Origin of the sequence: Nocardia amamiensis NBRC 102102 (assembly GCF_001612745.1) — a bacterium.
GTDB lineage: Bacteria > Actinomycetota > Actinomycetes > Mycobacteriales > Mycobacteriaceae > Nocardia > Nocardia amamiensis.
On sequence record NZ_BDBA01000112.1, the window covers coordinates 1 to 23,596 of the forward strand.

Here is a 23,596-nt window from a genome sequence, read left to right on the forward strand (position 1 = left end):
CGCGACCACCGGATACTCCAGCTCACGCAAGCGCTCGACATCCCGGCGGACCGTCCGCACCGTGACCCCGAGCCGCGCGGCCAGTTCCGGACCGGTCCATTCGCGGCGGGTCTGCAGCAACGACAGCAGCTGGAGCAGGCGCGCGGCGGTCTCGGTCACGCCATCCAGTATGGGCGCGAATGAGGACAGAAACAGACCTCATGGGCTCCTACCGTGGCGGCCGTGCATGCAGATCGAGACACCATCAGGATCGTCGGGGCCCGCGAGAACAATCTGCGCGACGTCTCGCTGACCATTCCCAAGGGCAGGATCGTGGTCTTCACCGGCGTCTCCGGTTCGGGGAAGTCGTCGGTGGTCTTCGGGACCGTGGCGGTCGAATCACAGCGGCAGCTCAACGAGACCTTCACCTGGTTCATCCGCAATCGGCTGCCCAAATACGAGCGGCCCGAAGCCGACGTGATCGACAACCTGGCGCCCGCGGTCGTGGTCGACCAGAAGCCGATCGGCGGCAATTCGCGTTCCACGGTCGGGACCATGACCGACATCCAGTCGGTCATTCGCGTGCTGTTCTCCCGGCACGGTGTGCCGAGCGCGGGCGAGGCCACACGCTATTCGTTCAACGATCCGCTGGGCATGTGCCCGGCCTGCGGCGGGCTGGGCCACGTCGTGCGTCCGGATCTGGACAAGCTCATCGATTCCGGCAAGTCGCTCAACGAGGGCGCTATCACCTTCGCTCCCTTCGCGATCGGCACCTTCCAATGGCAGCTCTACGCCGAGTCGGGGTTGTTCGACCCGGACAAGCCGCTGCGTGAGTTCACCCCGGAGGAGTGGCATTTGTTCTTGCACGGCAATGGTTTCCGGGTGCCGCGGCGGAACAGGAACGGGTCGGCGGGCAACAATGCCTACGAGGGACTGCTGGAGCGGGTCGACCGTCTCTACATCAAGCGCGATCTCACCGCGCTGTCGGACAAGAACCGTGCGGCCGCGCAGGCGGTGGTCACCGAGGAGGTATGCCCGGACTGCGGGGGCGCGCGGCTCAACGCCGCCGCGCTGGCGAGCCGGATCGACGGGCTCGGCATCGCCGACTACGGCCGGCTGGAGATCACCGACCTCATCGAGGTGCTGGCCGCCATCGACGATCCGGTCGCCGAGCCGATCGCCGGCGCCGCGATCGGCCGGTTGCGCCGGATCGAGGAGGTCGGCCTCGGGTATCTCTCGCTCGATCGGGAGACGTCGACGCTGTCGGGCGGCGAGGCGCAGCGTCTCAAGGTCGTGCGGCATCTCGGCTCCAGCCTGACCGGGATGACCTACATCTTCGACGAACCGAGCGTCGGCATGCATCCGCGTGACGTCGGCCGACTGAACAACCTGCTGATCCAATTGCGGGACAAGGGAAATACCGTGCTGGTGGTGGAACACTCCCCCGACGTGATCGCGGTCGCCGATCATGTCATCGACATGGGGCCCGGCCCCGGCTCGCACGGCGGGCGGGTGGTGTTCGAAGGCACGGTAGACGAGCTGCGCGGCGCGGAAACGTCCACCGGCGAGGGGCTGCGCCGAATCAGGCGGATCAAAGAGCACCCGCGCCGGCCGACCGGATGGCTGACCGTCACCGATGTCGACACCTACAACCTGAAGAATCTCACCGCGCGGATTCCCACGGGCGTGCTCACCGCGGTGACCGGCGTCGCGGGCTCAGGAAAGAGCACGCTGGTCTCGGGCGCGTTCGTCGCGGCGCATCCGCAGGTCATCGCGGTCGACCAGGCGGCGATCGCCGCCTCCCGCCGCTCCAGCCCGGCCACCTATCTCGGCATGATGGATCCGCTGCGTCAGCTGTTCGCCAAGCGGCACGGCGTGCGACCGGGCCTGTTCAGCTTCAACTCCGACGGCGCGTGCGGCGAATGCGGTGGCGCGGGCGTGATCTTCACCGACCTGGCCTACATGGACCCGGTCACCACCGTGTGCCGGACGTGTCACGGACGCCGGTACCGTCCGGAGGTGCTCGCGTACGAGATCCGCGGCGCGTCCATCGCCGACGTGCTGGAGATGACCGCCGAGCAGGCGCTCGATTTCTGGAACGAGCAGGATGATCAGCGGATTCGCACGCCGCTGCGGTCGCTGCTCGACGTCGGGCTCGGCTATCTCACTCTCGGCCGCTCGCTGAATTCCCTCTCCGGAGGAGAACGCCAGCGCATCAAACTGGCCGATCACCTCCATCGCCGCGGCGAGGTCTACGTCCTGGACGAACCGACCACCGGGCTGCATATGGCCGACGTGGACACCCTGGTCGCGCTGCTGGACCGACTGGTCGACGCGGGGAACACGGTGATCGTCATCGAGCACGACCTGGACGTCGTCGCCCGCGCGGATTGGGTGATCGATCTCGGGCCGGACGGTGGAAAGCACGGTGGGGAGATAGTTTTCGCGGGAACGCCGTCGGCGTTGCTGGCGAATGCTCGGTCCATCACCGCGGACTACCTGCGGCGCAGCGTGGTCGCCGGATAGCCCGAGGGCGTGGACGCGACGCAGAACGTTCCCGCTGGCCACGGCTGAGCACCTTGGTGATTGCGGGTCATGAGTGAAACCGGTTGCGGGGCGCGCTCACGGCCGAACGCTCACCTGAACACCTCAGCGGCCGCGTAGGGTCAGCGGGAGCCGAGGCCAACAGCCTGGCGCGGTCGTGCCGAAATCCGCGGGGACCGCAGTCTCCGGGCTGCCGCGGCGGCATCATGAAGGTATGACGACGCGCGAGGTGGTCCGGGCGGGGGCGTTCGCGCGGATCTACGACCCGAGCGCCGGGGAGCCGGATACGTGGTACATCAACGACCACACATTGGTTCGCGACCAGGCTGGGCGATGGCACCTGTTCGGGATCACTCACCGGGAGCCTGCGGACCCGTTCGGCGAGATCGAATTCGCGCACGCCTGCGCCGACCGGTTGCACGGGCCGTGGACCAAGCACCCGTCCGCCTTACGGGTCGATCGGGACTACGGGGAGACACATCTGTGGGCGCCGTACGTGGTGGGCGCGCAGGGCCAGTACTACATGTTCTACGCCGCGGGCGGCCCCGACCGCACCGCCGCGGCCATGAACCTGGCCACCTCGACCGACCTGTTCCGGTGGACGAGACTTCCGGCAGGTCCGCTGTTTCACGACGGCTACGACGCTCGCGACCCGATGGTGGCGCGGGTGGGCGACCAGTGGGTGATGTACTACTGCGCGACCAGCGCCGCCACCGGCGGTCATCACGTCGTCGCCTACCGCACCAGCACCGACCTCGTGCACTGGGGTGAACGCCATATCGCCTACACCGACCCGGCCACAGGCACCGAAGCGGGCAACACCGAGTCTCCGTACGTCCTGCGGCACGACGGTTGGTGGTATCTGTTCATCGGCCCCCGCCCGGATTACGTCGGCACCGACGTCTTCCGCAGCGACAGCCCGTTTCGCTTCCGCATCGGTGACAAGGTCGGCCATATCGCCGCGCACGCGGCCGAAGTGGTCGGCGAGGACGGCCGCTGGTGGATCACGAGTGCGGGCTGGGGTCAGGGTGGCGTCCAGCTGGCGCCACTCGCCTTCCCGCGGTCGCACGGCGTCAAAGCGGTTCCGCGGTAAGCGGTCCGAAACACTGGCCAGGGCTCGATTTCCGCAAACGCGCCAACGAGCCCGGCTGTGGCTGGTATCTGTTGATCGAGTCGAACTCTCCGACCATCCCAACGGGAGGGACCGGCATGGCCCGTATCGGCGTTATCAGTGTTTCCGATGGCCGCGACTATGTGCATGCGGGCATCGCCGATTTCATCATCTCGACCGAGGACCGTTTGGTGGCCGCACTCACCGCGGCGGGACACGAGGTGGTCTGCGGCACGGCACCGATCAGCGACAACGCGCTGGCGACTTCGGTGGCGCGCGCGGTCGCCGCCGCGGGCGTGGACCTGACCGTGCTGCATTACGCGGTCTGGGCGTTCCCGCATTTCACCATGCTCGCGGCGGGCGCGACCCCGGGCCCGCTGCTGTTGCTGTCGAACATCGATCCCGTGCAGCCCGGCATGGTGGGGATGCTCGCGGCTGGCGGCGCCCTGGACCAAATCGGGCGCAAGCACAGCAGATTGTGGGGCGATCCGTCCGATCCGGAGCTGGTCGAGGCAATTGGCGTGCGGGCGCGGGCCGCGGCAGCCGTATCCGGTTTGCGCGGTACGACATTCGGCCGATTCGGTGGGCGGCCGATGGGCATGAACACCGCGGTCGCCAACACCGATCAGTGGCAGCGGCGCTTCGGCATCGATGTCGAGGAGATCGATCAGTGGGAGATCGTGCGCCGCGCCGAGCTCGCCGACGCCGGAGAGGCGAAGGCGGCGCGCGAGTGGCTGGAGCGGCATACCGCGGGCGTGCACTACGACGGCGCGAAGCTCACGCCGGAGCTGCTGGAACGCCAGATCCGGTCGTACCTGGCCGTGCGCGAGCTGATCGCGGAATGGCGGCTGGATTTCTCCGGCATCAAGGGGCAACCCGAACTCACCCAGTACTTCGCCACCATGGACGTCACGGAGGCGTTTCTCAACGATCCCTATGACTGGAACGGTCCGAAAGAACCGCACGTCTGCGCCACCGAGGCGGACATGGACGGCGCGCTGACGATGCAGCTGCTCAAGCGGATCGCGGGAACCCCGGTGCTGTTCGCCGACGTCCGGCACTACCACGCGGACCGGGACATCTGGGATCTGTGCAATTCCGGCCAGCACGCCACCTGGTTCGCCGCGCGCAGCGCCGATCCCGCGGAGAACCTGGCGAAGGTGCACCTGTATCCGGAGGTGTTCTTCTTCCCGGCGGGCGGCGCCTCGGTGCACCATCTGGCCGCGCCCGGACAGATGACGCTGGCACGACTCACCCGGCTCGACGGCGACTACCGCATGCAGCTGATGCTCGGCGACTTCGAAGCCTACGACCAGCAGACGAACGAAGCGTTGATGAAGCAGTCCACCTGGGAATGGCCGCACGCCTTCGCCCGGCTCGACGCGCGCGCCGAAGACTTCTTGAATCGCTTCGGCGCCAACCACATCCACGCGATACCCGGCGATCACCGGGCCGCGGTCCGCGCCGCCTGCGAGCTGCTGGACGTCACGCTGGACGAGTTCACCCGGTGACGATGTTTCTCGGCATCGATATCGGGACCTCGAGTTCCAAGGGTGTGCTGGCCGACGCCGACGGGACGATCGTCGCCAGAGCCGAACGAGCGCACGACGTCTCCATGCCCCATCCCGGGTGCGTGGAGCACGACGCGGAGACGGTGTGGTGGGCCGACTTCGTCACGCTCGCCCGGGAGTTGGTGCGCGCCGCCGAGGGCGCTGCGCTCGACGGGCTGGCGGTGTCGGGGATCGGCCCGTGCCTGCTGCCCGCCGACGCGGAGGGCAAGCCGTTGCGTCCTGCGATCCTCTACGGCGTCGACACCAGGGCAAGCGCCGAAATCGCCGAACTGAACGACGAATTCGGCGCGCAAGCGATACTCGACCGCGCGGGGTCACCCCTGACCAGCCAGGCTGTCGGCCCCAAGGCCAGGTGGCTGGCCCGGCATGAACCGGAAGTCGCCGCGCGCACCGCGATGCTGCTGATGGCGAGTTCTTTCCTGGTGCACCGGCTGACCGGCCGGTACGTCCTCGACCACCAGTCGGCCAGTCAATGCGTGCCCATGTACGACCTGCGTGCGCGCGCCTGGGCGACGGACTGGGCCGAGCAGGTCATGCCGGGTTGGTCGCTGCCGGAACTGGCTTGGCCGACCGAGATCGTGGGGCGCGTGACCGCCGAAGCGGCGTCCGTCACCGGGCTGCCCGCGGGACTGCCGGTCACCACGGGGACCATCGACGCATGGGCCGAGGCAGCCAGTGTGGGTGTTCGCGCCCCTGGCGATGCGATGATCATGTACGGCACCACCCTGTTCCTGGTGCAGGTACTCACCGATCCGCGCCCGCATCCCGGCCTCTGGGGCACCTGCGGCGCCTGGCCGGGCACGTACACCCTCGCCGCGGGCATGGCCACCTCCGGGGCGGTCACCGACTGGCTGCGCAAGCTCATCGGCGGCGAGTTCACCGAACTGGTCGCCGCGGCCGCCGACGTGCCGGCCGGCAGCAGAGGGTTGCTCGTGCTGCCATACTTCGCCGGAGAGCGCACTCCTCTGTTCGATCCCGACGCCAGAGGGATCATCGCGGGATTGACGCTCGGGCACGAGCGCGCCGAACTGTATCGGGCGGTGCTGGAAGGTATCGCCTACGGCGTGCGGCACAACCTGACGGCCATGACCGAGGCAGGCGGCCGGGCGGCGCGTCTGGTCGCGGTGGGCGGCGGCACCAAGGGCGGATTATGGACGCAGATCGTCTCCGATGTCACCGGCTTGGAGCAGCAAATGCCCGCCGACACCGTGGGCGCTTGTCTCGGCGACGCTTTGCTCGCGGCCGAAGCCGCCGGTGTCGACACCTCGGGGTGGAATCCTGTCGTCGATACTGTGCGGCCTCATCCTGACCGCACCGCGAAATACGAGGAGTACTACCGCCACTACCGCGAACTGTATGAATGCACGACGAATATCGCGCATTTCCTCGCGGCCGAAAACCACCGCACCGGCACGTCTTCCTGATCGCGAATATCCATGCGACGATGCAGGGTCAACGCGCAGAACCACACGAGGATTCCATGCCGACCATCACCTTGACCCAGCACAATTTCGATTCCGTCGTCGCGTCCAACCCGATCGTGCTGGTCGATTGGTGGGCGGGCTGGTGTGGGCCGTGTCAGCGTTTCGCGCCCGTGTACGAGGCGTCGTCGGACCGGCACCCGGAGATCGTGCACGGCAAAGTCGACACCGAGGCCGAGGTCGCGTTGAGCACGGGCGCGCAGGTCACCCAGTACCCCACGCTGATGGCGTTCCGGGAGGGGGTGCTGGTGTATTCCGAGGCGGGCGCGTTGGCGCCGGACGCGCTGGAAGACCTGGTGCAGCAGATTCTCTGGCTGGACATGGACCAGATTCGCCGTCGTCTGGCCGAGCAGGACGCGCGAGAGCTCGCCACCGCGGGAGCCTCCGCCGGCACACGCCGGGCCGGACTCGCGCCGGTCTCGCCCCGATACGGCTGGCCAGGGCTGTGACCACGCCGGGCGCGGATCTGTGGCGGCTGGACGGCGCGCGAACGCGGTCGGTCAGCGCCGAGAACCCGTCCGGAGCTCCGGGCGCGGGCGCACGCGCGATCGATGGCACCGGCGCGCATGCGGCTCGATTGCTGGGCGCCGGATGGAAGGTGTCGCCATCGATCGCACTCGCCGAGGGCGAAAACGCCACGCTGGCCGACGTTTCCGGCCCAGGAGTGATCCGGCACATCTGGTTGACCACCGAGCGCTCCGTGCTGTGCTCGCTGACGCTGCGCATGTTCTGGGACGACGAGCCGCAGCCCGCGATCGAGCTGCCGCTCGGTGATTTCTTCTGCAACGGATGGGGCGAGCTGGCACTGCTGTCCTCGGAGATGGTGGTGGTCGCCCCTGCGGGCGGCCTGAACAGCTACTGGCCCATGCCGTTTCGGCACCGGGCGCGGATCACGCTGGAAAACCACTGCGGCCGGGAAGTTCCGGTCTACTACCAAGCGACCTACACCGAGGAGAATGTTCCGGACACCGCGGGCTATCTGCACACCCGGTGGTCGCGTACGGCTCGCTTGGGCAATCCGGCCGTGCATACGATTCTGGACACGGTGCCGGGGCCCGGGCGCTATGTCGGCACGTACCTCGCCATTCGACCCGGCGCGCCGGGATGGTGGGGCGAAGGCGAAGTCAAGTTCTATCTCGACGGCGACGCCGAGCACCCCACGATTTGCGGGACAGGGACCGAGGATTATTTCGGCGGCGCCTGGAATTTCGACCTCGACGGCACATATCGGACATATTGCACTCCATATCTCGGGTTGCATCAGATCCTGCCGCCGGGCGAAATCTATCAACCGGACCAGCGGTTCGGGATGTACCGCTGGCATGTGCGCGATCCGATCTGTTTCGAGCGCGATGTGCGCGTCACCGTGCAGGCGCTCGGCTGGCGGGACGCGGAAACCTATCTGCCACTGGAAGACGCCGAGATCGCGACGACCGCGTGGTGGTATCAGTCGTGAGCCGATGATTCCGGCGTATCGGGTTCCAGTGCCAGCAGCTCGTCGGCGCGGGCCAGCGCCGCGTCCATGCTCGCGGTCAGATCGCCCATCGCGGTGAGGCCGTCCAGCAGCCCGGTGAGTTCGTCCCGCATGGCACGCAGTTCCGCGATCGCCGGATCGACCGGGTACCACGCCACCGCCTCGTGCCACCACGGATCGCCGGACAGCCAGGCCCACAGTACGTCCCGCACCAGCACCGGGTCGGAGGTGTACATCTGGAAGGACTGGGTCGCCGACCCGGCCCGGTGCTCCAGTTCGTAGACGCCGTCGGGCAGACGCGTGGCCCGGATGTCGTGTAGGTCGGCGCGGCTGAGCTCGAGAATGGCCCGGTCCGGGCAGGGCGGTTCGTCCAGGATGGTGCCGAGCGCGTCCGCGGTGAGTTCCGGCAGCGGTGTCCCGTCTCCCGCGCGAATGCGCACGTCGGTGGGGTCGATGCTCATCGCGACAGTCTGCACGATGGCGCGGCCGTTTCCGCGAAATGCGCCGTGGCGCGGCGATTCGGGTGCAAGGTGTCGGTATACGTGTGGCATGTCCCGGCTGCCTACCCGGTGTCGGGATCTACGGAGCGATCCGGATCGGAGAGCAGGCCGGATGACGACGGTCGCGGGAGTGGACAGCTCTACCCAATCGTGCAAAGTCGTGGTTTGTGACGCCGAAACCGGTACGATCCTGCGCCAGTCGCAGGCACCGCACCCCGCCGGGACCGAGGTCGACCCCACCGCTTGGTGGGACGCGTTGCAGATCGCGGGTGCCGGTTTGCTCGAGGGCGTGGACGCGATCGCCATCGCGGGGCAGCAGCAGGGGCTGGTGGCGCTGGACGCCGTGGGCGCGCCGGTACGGGCTGCGTTGTTGTGGAACGATGTTCGCTCCGCCGCGGCGGCGGTGGATCTCATCGCGGAGCTGGGCGGACGGCAGGCGTGGGCCGACGCGGTCGGCAACGTGCCGGTGGCGGGGCTGACCATAGCCAAACTGCGCTGGATGGCCGATCACGAACCAGAACTCGCCGACCGCTGCGCGCGGGTTGTCCTGCCGCACGACTACCTGACCTGGCGGCTGCGCGGCGGGGAGCCGGGACGTATGCCGGAGCCGACCACCGACCGCGGTGACGCTTCCGGAACCGGGTACTGGTCACCCAGCAGCGGCGCCTACCGCGAAGACCTGCTCGCCATGGCCTTTCGCGGACGCACGCCCGCGCTCCCCCGAGTGCTCGATCCGGCCGAACCGGCGGGGCGGACGCCATCGGGTGCGCTGGTCGCGGCGGGAACAGGGGACAACGCCGGTGCCGCACTGGGTCTGGACATCGCCGACGGTGACGTAGTGGTCTCCCTCGGCACCAGCGGGACGGCCTACGCCCGCACCACTCACGCGAGCGCAGACCCGAGTGGCGCGGTGGCCGGATTCGCGGACGCTACCGGGGCGTTCCTCCCGCTGGTCTGCACGCTCAACGCGGCCCGCATCCTGACCTCGACCGCCGATCTGCTCGGCGTGGACCTCCCCACCCTCGAATCGCTTGCCGCACAGGCGCCGCCCGGCGCGGACGGCGTGGTCCTCGTGCCGTATCTGGCGGGTGAACGCACGCCGAACCTGCCGCACGCCACGGGCACTCTGCACGGATTGCGTCCGGACGCCATGCGTCCCGCCACCGTCGCCCGCGCCGCCTACGAGGGGATGCTCTGCCACCTCGCCGACGCGCTCGACCATCTCACCGGCATCGGCGTGACGCCGCGACGCGTGCTGCTCATCGGCGGCGCGGCTCGCTCGCCGCTGGTCACTGCGATCGCCGCCCAGGTTTTCGGCGTCACGGTGGCGGTGCCGGAACCCGCCGAGTACGTCGCACTCGGCGCCGCCCGGCAGGCCGCTTGGGCGCTCAGTGGTGCGCCCTGCCCGCCCGACTGGCAGGCGCGCACGGTCGCGGAGATGCCCGCTCCGGCCGACGCCGTAGTGGGACAGCGTATTCGGGCGGAGTACCGGCGGGCACGCCAGGCACTCTACGACTGACCCGAGCGCTCACCTTTTGGATCCCGCCACGGCTCCGGCGCCCTGCTCGCAGTGATCGAGTAGCGCCGCATCCAGATCGGATCACGTTGTAGCCCAGCGTCTTACATTCCCTTCGTCCATGCGGAGATCAAGCCGCACCACGGTGGTAACGCCGCTGTAATCGCCACACCGCAAACGCGTGTGAGCATGCAACGAAATCGCCTACCACCGAAGGGAATCCGGCTCGTGTGGCAGCTCTATCGAGCAGTACTCTGCACCGACGACCACCGCTTGCTCGGCTACGTCGAGGTGGGCGCGAAACTCATGGAACACGCCAGGATCGGCCATCATCTCGTCCAAGGCGTCGAGCGGCTGCTCGATACGCCCGCCCGGGTGGTGTGGGCCGGTCACGCCGCGCCGAGAGGTCAACCGGACGGCGAAAACCTATACCGCGCTGTGGATTCCGTTGCGGAACTGGCAGCGCCCGAGCACGGTGCCGTCGGCCGGTACCTGCTCAATCACGACCTGCGAATCTTCGTGGACAAGGCGACCGTGCTGGAGAACGATGCCCGTCATCGCATCCACCCGCTGCCTGTGCTCACCGCGCAACCTGCACCGGACACCGGCCGTACCGTCGGCGACCACACCCTCCTCGGTTCTTGGGCGGATGCGTTGGTGTCGGTGCGCGACATCGTGCCGGATGGATTCGAGCAGCTGAAGTTCGACCTGGTCGAACGACGCAACTGATCGTTCAGTGCCGAGCCGTGTCCTCCGGTGAGCCGGAGCGGTACTCGGCCTCGGCGAGTTCCTTCAGATTCAGCAACTGCTTGCGCAGCATGATGACGTCACCGAGCGCCAGCGCCACGGCAATGGGTTTCGGTGCGCCGAAGCGAATCCGGACCACCAACCTGGTCCCCGTTCCTTCGGGACGCACCGCATAGGTGACGCAGATCTTGCCGGTGATCAGCGTGATATGCCGGCCGAGGACGAAGGAGTCCAGATCGAATTGGGACATGAATCGCTGTCCCACTGCCAATTCGGTCAGCTGTGGATCGCGCAGGCGCGGGCTGGGCTTGCCGAAATTGTCCAGCAGGTCGTAGCTGTAGGGAGCGATGCGCAACTGACACAGCCAGTCGAAGACAAGTGCGGGCGGCGCGGCGATGCTGATCGCCCGGTCGGCCTGAAGGCCGCCCGGCTGCCGATCGTCGCACGGCAGTGGGGCCTCGCGCTCGGCTTCGGTGGCGCCCCATACCGTCCCGGGAATCATGCCGCCGCCGCGATTCGGCGCAGCATCCAGCGCACTGTCATCCGGTGGCCGCCCGTGCCGATGACCAGCGCGCGATAGATCTTGCCTGGCAGTCCGGGGAACTCGGCGAAGCTGCGCGCGCGGACACGCGTGCGACTCGGCCCCTCCTCGTCCAATTCGAAGATCAACTGGAACTTCGAGAACCGGTGCTCACCCCGAATCGCCAACCGGTGTGGCTCCTCGGCGGATTCCAGGGCGAATCCACTTCCCACCGACGATGGATCGTGCGGATCTTTGCAGACCACTTTCAGCACCGCTTTCCACGCCCGATCCCGGTTCGCGTCGACCGATCTGGCATGCTCATCAATATAGGGCAACCGCTCCATATAAAAGGAACGTACTAGTACATGGCGCCACCTCGCAAGCACCACACCGACGTGATCCTCGACGCAGCACGCACCCTGGTGCTCGCCGACGGACCCCGCGCGGCCAGCGTGTCGGCGATCGCCGAGGCCAGCGGCGCTCCGGTGGGCACGCTGTATCACCGCTTCGGCAACCGCAACGGTGTGCTCACCGCCGCATGGTTGCGCGCGCTGCGGCGTTTCCAGGATCGCACCCTGGCGGCGGCCGACGAGTCCGACCCGGTCGAGGCCGGTGTCGCGATGGCGCGGGCCGCCCTGCGGTTCGGGCGCGAATTGCCCCAGGACGCGAGGCTTCTGCTCAACCTGCGGCCGAGCGATCTGCTCGACGGCGGCCCCGACGTCGAGTTCAACGCCACCTTGGCCGAGATGAACGCACCCTTGATCGAGCATCTGCGTCGCATCACCGACGGGTTGTTCGGCCGCGACGGCGAGCGTGAGATCGACGCGGTCACCCGCGCGATAGTCGACCTTCCTTACGCGGCGCTGCGTCGCCACGCCCACGCCCCGTCGCTGCCCGAATGGCTGGAAGACGACGTGACCGCCGCCGCTCGCACCCTGCTGACCTCCTACCGGAGCTGAGCCCGGCTCCTGCGGCGGCTCAACCGGTGATCAGCGCGGGTGTGAGTTCGTCGAGACCGGAGATCACCCGGCAGGCCAATCGCAGAGCATCGGGGCTAGGCGGGTATTCCGGTCGCGGGGCCGCGATGACGCGCATCCCCGCCGCATGCGCCGAGCGCAGCCCGTTGCTCGAATCCTCCACGGCCACACAGTCGGTGGGCCGCTGACGCAGGAACGTCGCGACCGTCAGGTACACGTCCGGCGCGGGCTTGCCCCGATCGACCTCCTCGGTGGAGAACGTGACAGTGAAGAACTCGATCAGACCGGTGCGGCCGAGCACGCTGTCGATCAGGGCACGCGGCGACGAACTGGCCAGCCCGAGCGGCCAGTGCTCGCTGATCCGCTGCACGGCCTCGACCGCGCCCGGCAGCAGTGGGACGGTCTCGTCGTAGCGCTCGGCCATCCGGTCGACGACCTCACGGGCGACGGTCTCCGGCGACTCCCCGACGCCGAGCTCGCCGCTGAGGTACTCCGACCATTCACCGGTACTCATCCCCATCAGCCGCTGCTGGGTGTCGGGCAGCCACCATCCGCCCTTCTCCGCGACGTACGCCCGCCGCACCTGCTCCCACACCGGCTCGGAGTCGATCAGGACGCCGTCCATATCGAAGACGACCGCCGTAACACCCATGCGCACAATGCCTTTCACCAGACGGAGTTGTCGATCGAGGCCGAGTCCGCGCTCGACCGCCGGAACCGCGCCGGGGTCACCAGGAGGTACGCGATAGCCGATCGCGTACCAGCCTAGGCGGCAGCCTCGCCTTCGTTCGGCTGGCGCGCGCTGACGACCTGACCAGGACGTGTCTCTCGGTGCGTGAGCTGTTCGGCCCGCCACGTCGGCTGGTCGCGAATCATGTTTTGCCGTGGCGACGCCAACGAGTGATCGGTACAAGCAGTGGGACAGCGGCGGGCGCCTACCCGATATCAACCACTCGGGCCCATGCGGGCGGCGCGTCCGGAACATAATCGGGATCGTGTTCGCGCCAGGAATCGGCGTGCTGCCGCCGGAACAGGCCAACCACTGTCCGGCACGATGGCCGTCTGGTCGGCCAGGGTGTCTGGCCGTCGGTCAGGATCACGAGCACATCGGGGCGGGGTTGGACTCGAAGCGCCTTGGCGATGCCGGTACGCATGTCCGTACCCCCGCCGCCGACCAGCGGTATTCGCTCGCCACGACACAACGGGTGCACGATCGGGGCCGCCGCGTCGCACGGCAGCACGGTGACCAGGTCGCGGCGGCCGCCAACGGCACGGGAGATAGCGGCCACTTCGAGGAGCGCGCTGCCCAGCTCGGTGTCACTGACCGAGCCCGAGGTGTCGATGAGCACCGAGACCCGGGGCGGCGTTCGCCGCAGACTCGGCAGCACCACGCCCGGTACCCCAGCCGAGCGCCGCGCCGGGCGGCCATAGGTGTAGTCCTCGCCCGCACCGGCCCCGCTGACCGCTGAGCGGATGGCCGCGCCGAGCAGATCGCGCCATGGCTGCGGCGGGTGGAAGGCCTCTTCCGCCCAGCGCTGCCACTCTTTGGACGCGTTTCCCGGACGGCCGATGATGCCCTGCGCCACCAGGAACCGGACGGCGTCTCGTTCCTGTTCGCTGAGGCCGTCCGCACCGTCCGGTCCCAGCTCCCACTCGCGTTCCAGTCCGTCGGCGCCGCTGCCGCAATCGAGCCAGGCCATGCCCTGCGTATGCGGCCCGAGCCGGAACCTGCGCAGGTAGTCCTCCATGAGCTCCCCTTCGGGCAACCCTAATGACGCGGGCACGACAGCGTCATCGGGCTGGGCCAGCCCGTCGCCGAATGCGTCGTCGTTGATTTCGCAGTCTGCAGCGATGTTCATCCGCAGTCGCTCCGCCGGACCGGTCAGGTCGTGTTGCCGGGCGAATCGGTCACTGCGACCGTGATGGTCGCGCAGCAGATGCGACACCTCGTGCACCCAGACTCCGGCCAGGTCCTCCACCGGAGTCCGGTCCACGAACGCCGGCGAAACGTAGCACCGCCAGTGCCGGTCGACGCCCATCGTCGGTACTCGGCGCGACTCGACGACGCACAGGGCGTACAGGGCGGTCGCCAGATAGGGCCGGGCCCTGGCGGCGTGCAATCGGGCGGCGAACAGCTTGTCGCGGTCCAGCGTCCCCGGCGCGTTCGCGGTCATCGGCCTGCCTTCGCGACGACACGGTCGGCTGCCCGATCCGCTTCCTGGGACACCGATACCACTCCGGCGAGTTCCTCGATCGCCGCGGGCACGTCCCAGTCTTCCTGGCGCAACGTGGCGAGAGTGGTTGCGGGAACGACGATCAGGTCCGGAGCGCCGGTTTCCAAAGCCTTGACCAAAAGCGCCCATGCCGCGTCCCAGCGAGATTTCTCCGGGCGTTTACGGACCGCTGCCACAACGCCGTCGAGCACGGCCTGACGCAGATCCCCTCGCTCGGGCAGGGCGGCGCCCACCGGATCGGCGAGCAGCACCTCCGGGTCCGGGAGGTCCATGCGGTCCAGGCCGGCCAGCAGTTCGAAGCCCGGCCCATCGCCCACGGTGCCCCGGACCAGCAGGGAAAGCACATCCCGGGATGAACCGGCCGCGGTGACGAAGGCGATCAGCCGCAGTGTCATCTCCCAGCTTCGAGGCGACGGCCAGGGACCACCCCGGCGCGTTTCGGTGCCGGGGAGTTGATGCACGAGAGCGGGACGGGCCGCGAGCAGCACGCACACCGCGCGGCGCGCGAAAGCCACGGCCTCGCTGAGCTTCTCCGGAGCCAGCCGCGGCAGTGTCGCGTGCGGCCAGGTCCCGCCGAGGCCGCGAACGACGACGTCGTGATCGTGGGTCCATTGCAGATGCACGAACCGGTTGGCCAGCGGCGGGCTCAGCTCCCAGCCGTCGGCCGCCGAGGATCGCGGGTTGGCCGCGGCCACGATCCGGACATCGGGTGGCAGTTGGAGGGTGCCGATCCGCCGCTCCAGCACCAGACGGAGCAGGGCGGCTTGCACAGCGGGCGGCGCGGTGGACAGCTCGTCCAGGAACAGCAGTCCGCGGCCGGCCCGGACGAGTCGTACGGCCCAGTCCGGCGGAGCCATCGGGACTCCGTGTTCCGCGGGATCGGCTCCGATGATGGGCAGGCCCGAGAAGTCCGACGGCTCATGCACACTCGCGATCACCGTGGTCAGTGGAAGGTCCAGGTCGGCGGCGAGCTGGGTCAGGGCCGCGGTCTTCCCGATCCCCGGTTCACCCCACAGGAGAACCGGCAGGTCGGCGGCCACGGCCAGCGCCAGGGCCTCCAGTTGGGTGTCGGGGCGTGGTTCGGTGGTTACCTCGCGCAGCAGAGTCAGCAACTCGTCGGCGACGTCGAGTTGGGTGGGGTGGGCTGGATCGGCGGACGTGCGGACAGCAGAAAGCATGTGTGATCACCTCGAGGGGTTGGAGTCGAGTGGAGCTGCGACGAAAGTCGCCGGTCAGTGAGCGGTTGCGTTGCGCGGATGCGCGCGGCGGGCGCGTGGACGGCGAACCGGGGGAATGTTGCCGGTTCCGGGTTCGGACAGGCCTGCCCGGAACAGTCCGTAGGTGATTCGCCGTTGCGCGGCCGTTTCGAGTTCGTCGCGCAGAGCACCGTCGCGCAGTGACGCGTCGGGACCGAGCAGTCCCCCGACGATGGCCAGCGCGCCGGCGGTGTCGCCGTGGTCCAAACGCTCGCGGACGCCGGCAAGACAGTCCGGATGACGGTGCGCCTCATCGATAGCTTGCAGGCAGGGCAGCGGAGTGCCGGTCAGGGCGACCAGCAGTTCCTCCCGCCGGATCTCGGCGTGGTCGTGGTCCAGCGCGGCCAGGACCCCGTCGACCAGCCCGATCCGGTGCTGTTCTCCCCTGCACTGTACGAGGCGCGGTTGCCCTGCCGGGTCCGGAATGCGGGGCGCATCGGTCGGCGAGAAGCCCGGTACCAGTGCCGAGGCGACCAGCGGATGCAGCTGATCGGCCGCTATCGCACCGGTACGGATCAGTTCCAGATCAGGCAGCACCCAGGTCGCCGCGTCGGGCAAGACCGGCAGCGCGGAGACCCCGCCGACCGGGTATCCCGAGGCGATCCGCACCATGGGCGGCCTGTTGCCATCCGCGTCCAGGTCCAGTACCAAGCGTTGCTTGGCCCCGAACCGCACGACGAAAGTACTGCTATGCCGTCCCTCGGCATGGCGCAGAATTTCCGCCTCGGCCGCCCATCGGTCAACGGCGCAGCGGCGGACCTGCGGCACCGCGGCGAGCAGCTCGGGGTCCGGCATCGGGCGGTTATCTGCGGGCCGCTGGGCCCCGGACCGTATTCCCAGCTCATCGACCCTGCGCGCGTCCCACAGGTGGCGGTGCAGATCCAGGCGGAAACGCCGGTTGGGACGAGGATGCGGATGGCGGCTGGTACCGGTGGCGGATCCGTCCCACAGTGCGAGGCTGATCCGCTGACCGGCGTCGGCCCATGCCGGTGCGGTCCGAACGACAAGGTGCACCGGACGTGCGCCGCCGCGCGGGTCCGGTGCCGCGTCGTACCGCGCCAAGGCGATGGTCAGACCTGGTCGCACCAACCCGTCCGGAGCAACCCTCGGCAGATGCCAGCGCAACAGGTCGGGAGCCAGATGGCGGAGATCGGTCCGGATTCGAGCCGCGAGTTCGTGCCCGTGGCTACGCGCCACCGACCGCACACTGAAATCGACATCGAAGCCTGCCGCGGCGCACGCGCCTGCCCAGTCCCCCACGCGACGGCGGACGGTCGCGGTCTCGATCATGGAAGGCGGCACGGCGAATTCACGCACACGCAGCCAGAAGGAAAGGCGGGAATCGTTCCCATTCGTGATGTTGAGCATCAGCGCTCACCTTGCACGAATGGAACCCCCAATCTTTGAACAGAATGAGTCATCATCGCGATGATCATATCGTCCGGCACCGGAACCGGCCAGCGGAGGGAGCCTCACGGCTTGCTTCGCCGAGCCGCCCACTCGTTTCGCCCTCCCGCTGAGTGTTGCCCAGATGCATTGGCGCAGTTGGCCATTGGCAGCCACATTTGCCGAACCTCACACCGGCGAACAGCGAACCCCAAGCAGAGCCCGCGGATCTGCACGGACGGCGATCGACTCGGCGCGGCGCGGGCGCATTTCCCCACACTGCGCCTTCCCTTACCCGCCCGGCGAGCATTCACCGGGCAACCGATAACGTGTTCTCATGGACGAACCGCAGACCGGCGACGCGCTGCCGAGCAAGGAGCACCACGAGGGCGGGTTCCGCCCGATGCCGGAGCTCATCGCCGCCCACGAGGCCGCCAAGGACGACATCTCCCGCGGCGGGCCGCACTACGGCCGGTTCATCGAACAGGTCCGCGGCCTGATGGACCGGGTCCGCCTGGCCAGCCCCTCCGACGACCTGGCGGTAGAAGCGATCGGCCTGCTCAAGCAGCTGAACGACAAACTCGACGACGCCATCGTGGACGAGTGGTCGACCCCGAACTGGACCCGCTTCGACCTGCCCGCCCGCGGCAACATCACCCTGCCACCGTTCGTCATCGACCACATCGACGAACACGGCGTCGACGCCCGCGTCACCTTCCGCACCTACCACCTCGGTGGCAACACCGCCGCCCACGGCGGTCAGATCGGCATCGTCTTCGACGACCTGCTCGGCATGGCCGCCGCCGTGCACGCAGGCGCGGTAACCAGAACCGCCTCCCTCACCGTCGACTACCGCTCCATCACCCCGCTGAACACCGAACTGAAGGTGCGCACGTGGGCAGAACGCCGAGAAGGACGCAAGATCTACGTCCGCGCCACCCTGCACGACGGCGAGCGCCTGTGCGCCGAGGCGAACGGCCTGTTCATCGTTCTCAAACCCGGGCAGCCCTGATCCGGGTTTCGGTGAGACCGGTTCGTCGCATGACAGCCGGTCGGGATCTCCCGCCTACTTCATGAGGCGCAGCAGACCGAGTTGCGGTTCGAGTGCGCCGTCCTGGCCGAGCGCCAGGAAGTCCGACTCTACGGCCGAGCGCTCGAGTTTCCCGGCACGCACCGCGCGGTAGCGCACGAACGACCAGAGGAAGACGTCGAGGTTGTCGAAGCGGGTGCCCCCTTCGAGCACCTCCTCCTCGTGGAACCACACGGCTACTTGGCCATTGGTGAGCACGACATACAGATTGCCGCCTCCGTCCGCACCGATCGAGTAGACATCGTCGTCGGTCAGCTCGGTCGAATAGTCCGAATCGATGATGCCGCAGTCGTTTCCGGCGAAATCGAACCCGTAGGACCAGTCGAAGATGTCCAAGAACTGCGGCAGCCGGCCCGAGCGCACCCGGCGGTCGAACGCGGCCAGCGCCGCCGCGTCCGTGGGAGCCAGGCGTTCGAGAAACGGCGCCACCGGCCGGGTCTGCTCGGGAAGCTGGACGGTTGCGGAATCGGGGAACCAACGCGCCAGGTCGGTGTCGAGGTTGCGATCGGTATAGCCAACCAGGTCGGCGAGGGTGAGCGTCACGCGAAGATTGTAGAAGTACCTCGACACGTGCTGCGCTGTCGAAAGGCGAGAACCTCTGCGGCGCAGAGGTTTGCCTCGCTGTCACCGGTTGAGCGAGTCAGCCGACGTGCGACGGATTGGTTCAGCGCTATCGAATGGATCAGTGGAACAACCAGGCACTGTTGCGCGTTGTGTCCAGTGCCGCTACTGTAGGTGCGGTCTCCATCTTGTGGATGTAGGTGCCAACTCCCTCCCACAAGCTCCACATTCGCCACGACGGTCTCGTATGCCGTGCACCGTGTTCGGACTGGACGGATTCCAGCCACACATCACATCGGCGCGTGCGGCGAGCGTCATTCCAGCAGGCGGCATTCACGGCGACCCGCCGCGTCCACGAACGCATTCCCAGGAGAAGAAACCATGCAAGACAACACTATTCACCCACAAGACAGCGCGACTGGAGAGAGCACGACTACGGTCACCGGCATTCTCGACATCACCCACAATCGCGCCTCGCTGCACGTCGACGGCTATCTGCCCGGACCGCGAGACGCACATGTGCCGACGCGTTTGGTCCGCGAGCACGGACTCCGCCGCGGCGATACCCTCACCGGCGCAGTCGGACCCAAACGTGACGGCGTCAAACTCGCACCGCTGGTCCGAGTCGACCGCATCAACGGCCTGCCACCCGGCAATGCCAGAACACGAGCGCACTTCGCCGACTTGGTCCCGCTCTATCCGCAGGACCGTCTGCGGCTGGAGACCGAACCACATGAGCTGACCACGCGCGCCACCGATCTGGTCATGCCGATCGGCAAGGGCCAGCGCGCCTTGGTCGTCGCACCCCCCAAGGCCGGCAAAACGTCCGTGCTGCAGTCCATCGCACATGGCATCGCCAAGAATCATCCCGAATGCCAGCTGATGCTGGTACTGGTCGGAGAACGCCCGGAAGAGGTGACCGACCTGTCCCGCGCGGTGCCGGCCGAGGTCGCCGCCGCGACCTTCGACCAGCCCGCCCACGAACACATCGCGCTTGCCGAATTGGCCATCGAACGTGCCAAACGCCTCGTCGAAACGGGCCACGACGTGGTCGTTCTGCTGGACTCGCTGACCCGGCTCGCCCGCGCCTACAACCTGGCGGCCGCCGGGTCCGGCCGCGTCCTCTCCGGTGGCGTCGACGCCGGCGCACTGGCGCCACCGAAGAGATTCCTCGGCGCCGCTCGCAATATCGAGAACGGCGGCTCGCTCACCATCATCGCCACGGCCCTGGTCGAGACCGGCTCGCTGGCCGACACCGTGATCTTCGAGGAGTACAAGGGAACCGGAAACGCCGAACTGAAGCTCGATCGGCACCTCGCCGACCGCCGCGTATTCCCCGCGATCGACATCAGCCGTTCGAGCACACGCAAAGAGGAACTGCTGGTCTCCGCCGATGAGCTCACCGCCACCGGATTCCTGCGAAAGACCCTCTCGGGCCGCGACCCGCAGCAAGCACTCGAACTACTGCTGACCGGCCTCGGACAAACTCAAACCAACGCCGAATTCCTGAGCCAGATCCGCTCCACAGGCTGAGACGGTGTCCTGTTCGGCACTCATCCAGCGTGCCGAGTGCGGCGTGTCACGCTTCCAGTCCGGCCGCGGTCAGGGTGAGGTGCCGAGCCAACGTCTCGGCCGCGGTGTCGGCGTCGCGGGCCAGTGCCGCCTCTTCCAGGCACCGGTGTTCGGCGGCGTCGTCGCGGTCGGGGTTGCGGTGGGCCGACCAGCGGCGGGCCAGCTCGCTCGCGGTCCACAGTCGGTCGAAGGTCTCCAGCAGGACCGGGTTGCCGCAGCCCTCGAGCAAGGTGCGGTGGAAGAGCCGGTGGGCTTCGGACCATGCGTCGCTGTAGTACTCGCTCTCCTGCGGCACCCACGCCGGGGTACGGGCCAGACGGTGGTGGGCGGCTCGTACCCGGGCCTCCCAGTCGACGTCGCCGCGCTCGATGGACATGCGCAGCAGGATCGGTTCGATCGTCCGGCGGGCCTCCGCGATTTCCTGCCAGCGGCGATCGGAGAAGTCGGGGACGGCGAAGCCGCGGTTGGGTAGCCGGTCGGCCAGGCCCTCACCGACCACCCGCACCAGCGCTTCGCGGACGACGGCCAAGCTCACGCCCTGCTCCTTGGCGAGGTCCTGCGGTTTGAGGGCGTCACCGGGTGCATAGTCCCCGCGCATGATCGCGTCCCGCAGGTGTGCGTAGACCTGGTCGGACAGCATCTGCTTTCCTGACGAGACCGCGGTGGAAGCCGTACGGGTCATGTTCAAAGCATAGACGATCCGTCATATAATCGATTATTCGTGCTATCGTCGATTCAACGGTGCTGGTGATGTTTCAACGCAACCCCTTGCGGATCTCCCCGGCTCCACCCACAGCACGGCAGGAAAGGAACGACGCGATGAGCGCCAACAACCCCTTCGCTCGCCTCCCCGAGGCGGCCTCCTTCACCGTCACCAGCACGACCGTCGCCGACGGCGCCGCCTGGTTGCCCGAGCAGTTCTCCTCCGGGGTCCCTGGCGGGAAGGACGTGTCTCCACAGCTGTCCTGGATCGGCGCGCCGAAAGGCACCAAGAGCTACGCCGTCACCGTCTACGATCCCGACGCCCCCACCGGGTCCGGGTTCTGGCACTGGGCGGTCGCCGACATCCCCGCCACCGTCACAGAGCTGCCCGAAGGCGCTGGCGACGACACCGGCTCGGGCTTGCCCGATGGCGCCTTCCAGCTGCCCAACGACGCGCGCGTGGCCCGCTTCCTCGGCGCCGCACCACCGGCCGGACACGGCCCGCACCGCTACTTCGTCGTGGTGCACGCCCTCGACGTCGAGTCCATCGGCGTCCCGGCCGACGCCACCCCGGCCGTCCTCGGCTTCACCATGGCCGGCCATACGCTCGGCCGTGCGGTCCTGACCGCCACGGCGGAAACGCCGGGCGAGCACCCCGCAGGCGAGGGCATCGAACGGATCGAGGTCTCCCGGCTCATCCCCGCCTCCTCCGGCGCGATCTTCGCGGTCCTGACCGACCCTATGGGCCACGTCGACATCGACGCGTCGGGAATGCTGCTCGACGCCGAAGGCGAACCGGTCGAACGGCCCGGCGACCGGTTCCTGGTCCATATGGACCGGGAAGCCCTCGGGGATCTCCCGTTGGGTAAGTACGACGTCGAGGTTGTCATCACCAAGCTCACCCCGGACCAGGAAATCGCCTGGACCGTCGAAGGACGGACCCGGCCTCATGTCCGCCACATCTACGGCTACCGGCTGGAACCCACCGAAAACGGCACCCTCGTCACCTCGTATTACGACTGGTCGGAGATCGATGAGGACTGGAAGAAGCGCCTCACCTTCCCGGTGGTTCCCGCGTCCGCCCTCAAGGCGACACTCGGGATCCTCGAGCGCACCGTCCGCCGGAGAGCCGCCGCCTGACCAGCCGCCGAGGTCGGCGGTGGCTTCGCGGCTCCGGCTGTCTGTCGACTTGCCCGACAGCCGGTGCCGAGCAGCCCTCGTCCGCAGCAGTTGATCACCCGCTCATGCCGCGGATCGCAGATTCATGGTCCTGGCCTCGGAAACGCGGCTGGGGCGCGGCCTTTCGAGTTCAAGGCTCGAGGTAAAGCCGCTCGTTCGGCGAATGAGGTAGCCGGGATGAGGTCCGCGCCGAGAAGCCCGGCCGCTGTGTGCGGCCTGGCCGCTGACTTCGCCCGCGAGCGCTACACCCGTCAGGCGTCGAAGCGGCGACGGGAGGCTTCGATGTGGCCCAGGTGTTCATGGGTCCAGTCGCACATGCGGTGAACCGTCTCGCGTAGGGCTTGGCCGGGTTCGGTGAGGGTGTAGTCGACTCGCGGCGGAACGGTGGGATGCACGGTTCGCTCGACCAGGCCGTTGCGCTCGAGCATGCGCAGGTTCTGGGTGAGCATCTTGTGGCTGATGCCCTCCACTTCATTCCGCAATTCGCCGAAGCGCAGGGTGCGTGCGCCCAGTGCCTCGATGATCAGGAGCGCCCACTTGTTGGCGACGTCCGAGAAGATCTCTCGTGCCAACGAGTCGGCGCGCCTCAGGTCCGCTTCGTTGGGCAAGCCGCTGAACTGCTTGGTCACCATGTGGTTCCCCAGTCACTGAAAAGTGCGTTCTTCCATGTCATCGAATACTCTCCTACGGTTCCCAAGTAACCACAAGAGAGCATCAGCGAGCTCTCATGGCAAATGGAGGCAGGTAATGGCCATCACCCTGGTGAACCCGCGCGGATTGCCGCAGATCGATGCCTACCGGCAGGTGTCGATCGCGACCGGGTCGAAGCTGATCTTCGTCGCCGGGCAGGTCGCCTGGGATGCCGATGGTGTCACGGTCGGCGTAGGTGACCTCGCCGCTCAGGTCGAGCAGTGCTACCTCAACATCGCCACGGCCCTGACCGAGGTCGGTGGTTCATTCGATGACGTGGCCAAGCTGACCGTCTACGTCGTCGACTGGAATCCCGACAAAATGCCCCTTCTCCTGGAGGGAATCACTCGGGCGGCCGCGAAGCTCGGGGTCACCCCGGTGCCGCCGGGCACGCTGCTGGGCGTTGCGGCCCTGGACATTCCCGAACATCTGGTCGAGATCGAAGCCACCGCGATCATCGACTGAGCAATGTCTTTCGCCTCGAGCCTGCGCTCGGCTGCCCT

General features: G+C 67.9%; 23 protein-coding genes and 1 pseudogene. 13 read left to right on the plus strand and 11 right to left on the minus strand.

Going from position 1 to position 23,596, the window contains the following annotated elements; translation table 11 throughout:
* Positions 1-159: helix-turn-helix domain-containing protein (locus tag NA4_RS39270; RefSeq protein ID WP_157129178.1), on the minus strand; the 159-nt coding region annotated here is incomplete at its 3' end.
* A gap of 63 nt (positions 160-222) precedes the next feature.
* Here NA4_RS39270 and NA4_RS20730 point away from each other — a divergent pair.
* From NA4_RS20730 to NA4_RS20755, 6 genes are all read left to right on the plus strand, one after another.
* Positions 223-2,505: an ATP-binding cassette domain-containing protein gene (locus NA4_RS20730; protein ID WP_067472390.1), complete on the plus strand. Its 2,283-nt coding sequence runs from the start codon at positions 223-225 to the stop codon at positions 2,503-2,505.
* A 232-nt stretch (positions 2,506-2,737) separates the two neighbouring features.
* Positions 2,738-3,616: a glycoside hydrolase family protein gene (locus NA4_RS20735; protein WP_067472308.1), complete on the plus strand. Its 879-nt coding sequence runs from the start codon at positions 2,738-2,740 to the stop codon at positions 3,614-3,616.
* 116 nt (positions 3,617-3,732) lie between these two features.
* Positions 3,733-5,145: an L-fucose/L-arabinose isomerase family protein gene (locus NA4_RS20740; protein ID WP_067472311.1), complete on the plus strand. Its 1,413-nt coding sequence runs from the start codon at positions 3,733-3,735 to the stop codon at positions 5,143-5,145.
* 2 nt (positions 5,146-5,147) lie between these two features.
* On the plus strand, positions 5,148-6,629 hold the full coding sequence (locus NA4_RS20745; protein ID WP_067472314.1) for an FGGY-family carbohydrate kinase: 1,482 nt from the start codon (positions 5,148-5,150) through the stop codon (positions 6,627-6,629).
* 56 nt (positions 6,630-6,685) lie between these two features.
* Positions 6,686-7,135 carry a thioredoxin family protein gene (locus NA4_RS20750; RefSeq protein ID WP_067472393.1) on the plus strand — a complete coding sequence of 150 codons (450 nt, stop codon included), beginning with the start codon at positions 6,686-6,688 and terminating at the stop codon, positions 7,133-7,135.
* Positions 7,132-8,142 carry a glycoside hydrolase family 172 protein gene (locus NA4_RS20755; protein ID WP_067472317.1) on the plus strand — a complete coding sequence of 337 codons (1,011 nt, stop codon included), beginning with the start codon at positions 7,132-7,134 and terminating at the stop codon, positions 8,140-8,142. The genes NA4_RS20750 and NA4_RS20755 overlap by 4 nt, the downstream gene beginning before the upstream one ends.
* On the opposite strand, the gene NA4_RS20760 is transcribed toward NA4_RS20755, so the two are convergent.
* Positions 8,133-8,621: a hypothetical protein gene (locus NA4_RS20760; protein ID WP_157129179.1), complete on the minus strand. Its 489-nt coding sequence runs from the start codon at positions 8,619-8,621 to the stop codon at positions 8,133-8,135. The two genes, NA4_RS20755 and NA4_RS20760, sit on opposite strands and share 10 nt — an antisense overlap.
* Positions 8,622-8,772: 151 nt before the next feature.
* Between NA4_RS20760 and xylB the strand changes: the two genes are divergently transcribed.
* Together xylB and NA4_RS20770 are read left to right on the plus strand one after the other, a co-directional pair.
* On the plus strand, positions 8,773-10,179 hold the full coding sequence (gene xylB, locus NA4_RS20765; RefSeq protein ID WP_067472323.1) for a xylulokinase: 1,407 nt from the start codon (positions 8,773-8,775) through the stop codon (positions 10,177-10,179).
* A 186-nt stretch (positions 10,180-10,365) separates the two neighbouring features.
* Positions 10,366-10,905, plus strand: coding sequence for a hypothetical protein (locus NA4_RS20770; RefSeq protein WP_157129180.1), 540 nt, complete (start codon positions 10,366-10,368; stop codon positions 10,903-10,905).
* Positions 10,906-10,909: 4 nt separating this feature from the next.
* Here the strand turns inward: NA4_RS20770 and NA4_RS20775 are convergent, their stop codons facing one another.
* Together NA4_RS20775 and NA4_RS20780 are read right to left on the minus strand one after the other, a co-directional pair.
* Positions 10,910-11,425 (minus strand): SRPBCC family protein, encoded by a 516-nt coding sequence (locus tag NA4_RS20775; RefSeq protein ID WP_067472329.1) that lies wholly within the window; start codon positions 11,423-11,425, stop codon positions 10,910-10,912.
* Positions 11,422-11,790 carry a hypothetical protein gene (locus NA4_RS20780; protein WP_067472332.1) on the minus strand — a complete coding sequence of 123 codons (369 nt, stop codon included), beginning with the start codon at positions 11,788-11,790 and terminating at the stop codon, positions 11,422-11,424. Before NA4_RS20780 ends, NA4_RS20775 begins: the two co-directional genes overlap by 4 nt.
* A 21-nt stretch (positions 11,791-11,811) precedes the next feature.
* On the opposite strand from NA4_RS20780, the gene NA4_RS20785 reads away from it, so the two are divergent.
* A complete protein-coding gene (locus NA4_RS20785) occupies positions 11,812-12,405 on the plus strand; it encodes a TetR/AcrR family transcriptional regulator (RefSeq protein WP_067472335.1) in 594 nt (197 codons plus the stop codon).
* Between the two features lie 19 nt (positions 12,406-12,424).
* Here NA4_RS20785 and NA4_RS20790 read toward each other — a convergent pair whose 3' ends face one another.
* The 4 genes from NA4_RS20790 to NA4_RS20805 form a co-directional block, all read right to left on the minus strand.
* Complete coding sequence (locus NA4_RS20790; protein ID WP_067472338.1) at positions 12,425-13,075, minus strand: HAD family hydrolase; 651 nt, start codon at positions 13,073-13,075, stop codon at positions 12,425-12,427.
* A gap of 283 nt (positions 13,076-13,358) precedes the next feature.
* The gene (locus tag NA4_RS20795) at positions 13,359-14,597 is read right to left on the minus strand and encodes a vWA domain-containing protein (RefSeq protein ID WP_067472341.1); all 1,239 of its coding nucleotides are present in this window, start codon (positions 14,595-14,597) and stop codon (positions 13,359-13,361) included.
* Entirely contained in the window at positions 14,594-15,835 is a 1,242-nt protein-coding gene (locus NA4_RS20800; RefSeq protein ID WP_067472344.1) for an AAA family ATPase, read from the minus strand. Before NA4_RS20800 ends, NA4_RS20795 begins: the two co-directional genes overlap by 4 nt.
* A 54-nt stretch (positions 15,836-15,889) precedes the next feature.
* A complete protein-coding gene (locus NA4_RS20805; protein WP_067472347.1) occupies positions 15,890-17,281 on the minus strand; it encodes a hypothetical protein in 1,392 nt (463 codons plus the stop codon).
* A 355-nt stretch (positions 17,282-17,636) separates the two neighbouring features.
* Here NA4_RS20805 and NA4_RS20810 point away from each other — a divergent pair, with 355 nt between their 5' ends.
* The gene (locus tag NA4_RS20810; RefSeq protein WP_067472350.1) at positions 17,637-18,311 is read left to right on the plus strand and encodes a PaaI family thioesterase; all 675 of its coding nucleotides are present in this window, start codon (positions 17,637-17,639) and stop codon (positions 18,309-18,311) included.
* Between the two features lie 54 nt (positions 18,312-18,365).
* Here NA4_RS20810 and NA4_RS20815 read toward each other — a convergent pair whose 3' ends face one another.
* A complete protein-coding gene (locus tag NA4_RS20815) occupies positions 18,366-18,932 on the minus strand; it encodes a hypothetical protein (protein ID WP_067472396.1) in 567 nt (188 codons plus the stop codon).
* 399 nt (positions 18,933-19,331) lie between these two features.
* On the opposite strand from NA4_RS20815, the gene NA4_RS20820 reads away from it, so the two are divergent.
* Positions 19,332-20,483 carry a transcription termination factor Rho, short form gene (locus tag NA4_RS20820; protein WP_067472353.1) on the plus strand — a complete coding sequence of 384 codons (1,152 nt, stop codon included), beginning with the start codon at positions 19,332-19,334 and terminating at the stop codon, positions 20,481-20,483.
* Between the two features lie 46 nt (positions 20,484-20,529).
* Here NA4_RS20820 and NA4_RS20825 read toward each other — a convergent pair whose 3' ends face one another.
* Positions 20,530-21,204, minus strand: coding sequence for a GntR family transcriptional regulator (locus NA4_RS20825; RefSeq protein WP_067472356.1), 675 nt, complete (start codon positions 21,202-21,204; stop codon positions 20,530-20,532).
* A 137-nt stretch (positions 21,205-21,341) separates the two neighbouring features.
* On the opposite strand from NA4_RS20825, the pseudogene NA4_RS42165 reads away from it, so the two are divergent.
* Positions 21,342-21,878: pseudogene (locus tag NA4_RS42165) on the plus strand (YbhB/YbcL family Raf kinase inhibitor-like protein); the annotation flags it as partial.
* A 776-nt stretch (positions 21,879-22,654) separates the two neighbouring features.
* Here the strand turns inward: NA4_RS42165 and NA4_RS20835 are convergent.
* Positions 22,655-23,035, minus strand: coding sequence for a winged helix-turn-helix transcriptional regulator (locus tag NA4_RS20835; RefSeq protein ID WP_067472359.1), 381 nt, complete (start codon positions 23,033-23,035; stop codon positions 22,655-22,657).
* 115 nt (positions 23,036-23,150) lie between these two features.
* Between NA4_RS20835 and NA4_RS20840 the strand changes: the two genes are divergently transcribed.
* The gene (locus NA4_RS20840; RefSeq protein WP_067472362.1) at positions 23,151-23,558 is read left to right on the plus strand and encodes a RidA family protein; all 408 of its coding nucleotides are present in this window, start codon (positions 23,151-23,153) and stop codon (positions 23,556-23,558) included.
* The last annotated feature ends 38 nt before the right edge of the window (positions 23,559-23,596 follow it).

What these genes read in the sequence shown, in the direction of transcription:
- NA4_RS20735 (WP_067472308.1), top strand. Translation starts at nt 2,738, where the DNA reads ATGACGACGCGCGAGGTGGTCCGGGCGGGGGCGTTCGCGCGGATCTAC.
- NA4_RS20740 (WP_067472311.1), top strand. Translation starts at nt 3,733, where the DNA reads ATGGCCCGTATCGGCGTTATCAGTGTTTCCGATGGCCGCGACTATGTG.
- NA4_RS20745 (WP_067472314.1), top strand. Translation starts at nt 5,148, where the DNA reads ATGTTTCTCGGCATCGATATCGGGACCTCGAGTTCCAAGGGTGTGCTG.
- NA4_RS20750 (WP_067472393.1), top strand. Translation starts at nt 6,686, where the DNA reads ATGCCGACCATCACCTTGACCCAGCACAATTTCGATTCCGTCGTCGCG.
- NA4_RS20760 (WP_157129179.1), bottom strand. Translation starts at nt 8,621, where the DNA reads ATGAGCATCGACCCCACCGACGTGCGCATTCGCGCGGGAGACGGGACA.
- xylB (WP_067472323.1), top strand. Translation starts at nt 8,773, where the DNA reads ATGACGACGGTCGCGGGAGTGGACAGCTCTACCCAATCGTGCAAAGTC.
- NA4_RS20770 (WP_157129180.1), top strand. Translation starts at nt 10,366, where the DNA reads ATGCAACGAAATCGCCTACCACCGAAGGGAATCCGGCTCGTGTGGCAG.
- NA4_RS20775 (WP_067472329.1), bottom strand. Translation starts at nt 11,425, where the DNA reads ATGATTCCCGGGACGGTATGGGGCGCCACCGAAGCCGAGCGCGAGGCC.
- NA4_RS20780 (WP_067472332.1), bottom strand. Translation starts at nt 11,790, where the DNA reads ATGGAGCGGTTGCCCTATATTGATGAGCATGCCAGATCGGTCGACGCG.
- NA4_RS20785 (WP_067472335.1), top strand. Translation starts at nt 11,812, where the DNA reads ATGGCGCCACCTCGCAAGCACCACACCGACGTGATCCTCGACGCAGCA.
- NA4_RS20790 (WP_067472338.1), bottom strand. Translation starts at nt 13,075, where the DNA reads ATGGGTGTTACGGCGGTCGTCTTCGATATGGACGGCGTCCTGATCGAC.
- NA4_RS20795 (WP_067472341.1), bottom strand. Translation starts at nt 14,597, where the DNA reads ATGACCGCGAACGCGCCGGGGACGCTGGACCGCGACAAGCTGTTCGCC.
- NA4_RS20800 (WP_067472344.1), bottom strand. Translation starts at nt 15,835, where the DNA reads ATGCTTTCTGCTGTCCGCACGTCCGCCGATCCAGCCCACCCCACCCAA.
- NA4_RS20805 (WP_067472347.1), bottom strand. Translation starts at nt 17,281, where the DNA reads ATGCTCAACATCACGAATGGGAACGATTCCCGCCTTTCCTTCTGGCTG.
- NA4_RS20810 (WP_067472350.1), top strand. Translation starts at nt 17,637, where the DNA reads ATGGACGAACCGCAGACCGGCGACGCGCTGCCGAGCAAGGAGCACCAC.
- NA4_RS20820 (WP_067472353.1), top strand. Translation starts at nt 19,332, where the DNA reads ATGCAAGACAACACTATTCACCCACAAGACAGCGCGACTGGAGAGAGC.
- NA4_RS20825 (WP_067472356.1), bottom strand. Translation starts at nt 21,204, where the DNA reads ATGACCCGTACGGCTTCCACCGCGGTCTCGTCAGGAAAGCAGATGCTG.
- NA4_RS20835 (WP_067472359.1), bottom strand. Translation starts at nt 23,035, where the DNA reads ATGGTGACCAAGCAGTTCAGCGGCTTGCCCAACGAAGCGGACCTGAGG.
- NA4_RS20840 (WP_067472362.1), top strand. Translation starts at nt 23,151, where the DNA reads ATGGCCATCACCCTGGTGAACCCGCGCGGATTGCCGCAGATCGATGCC.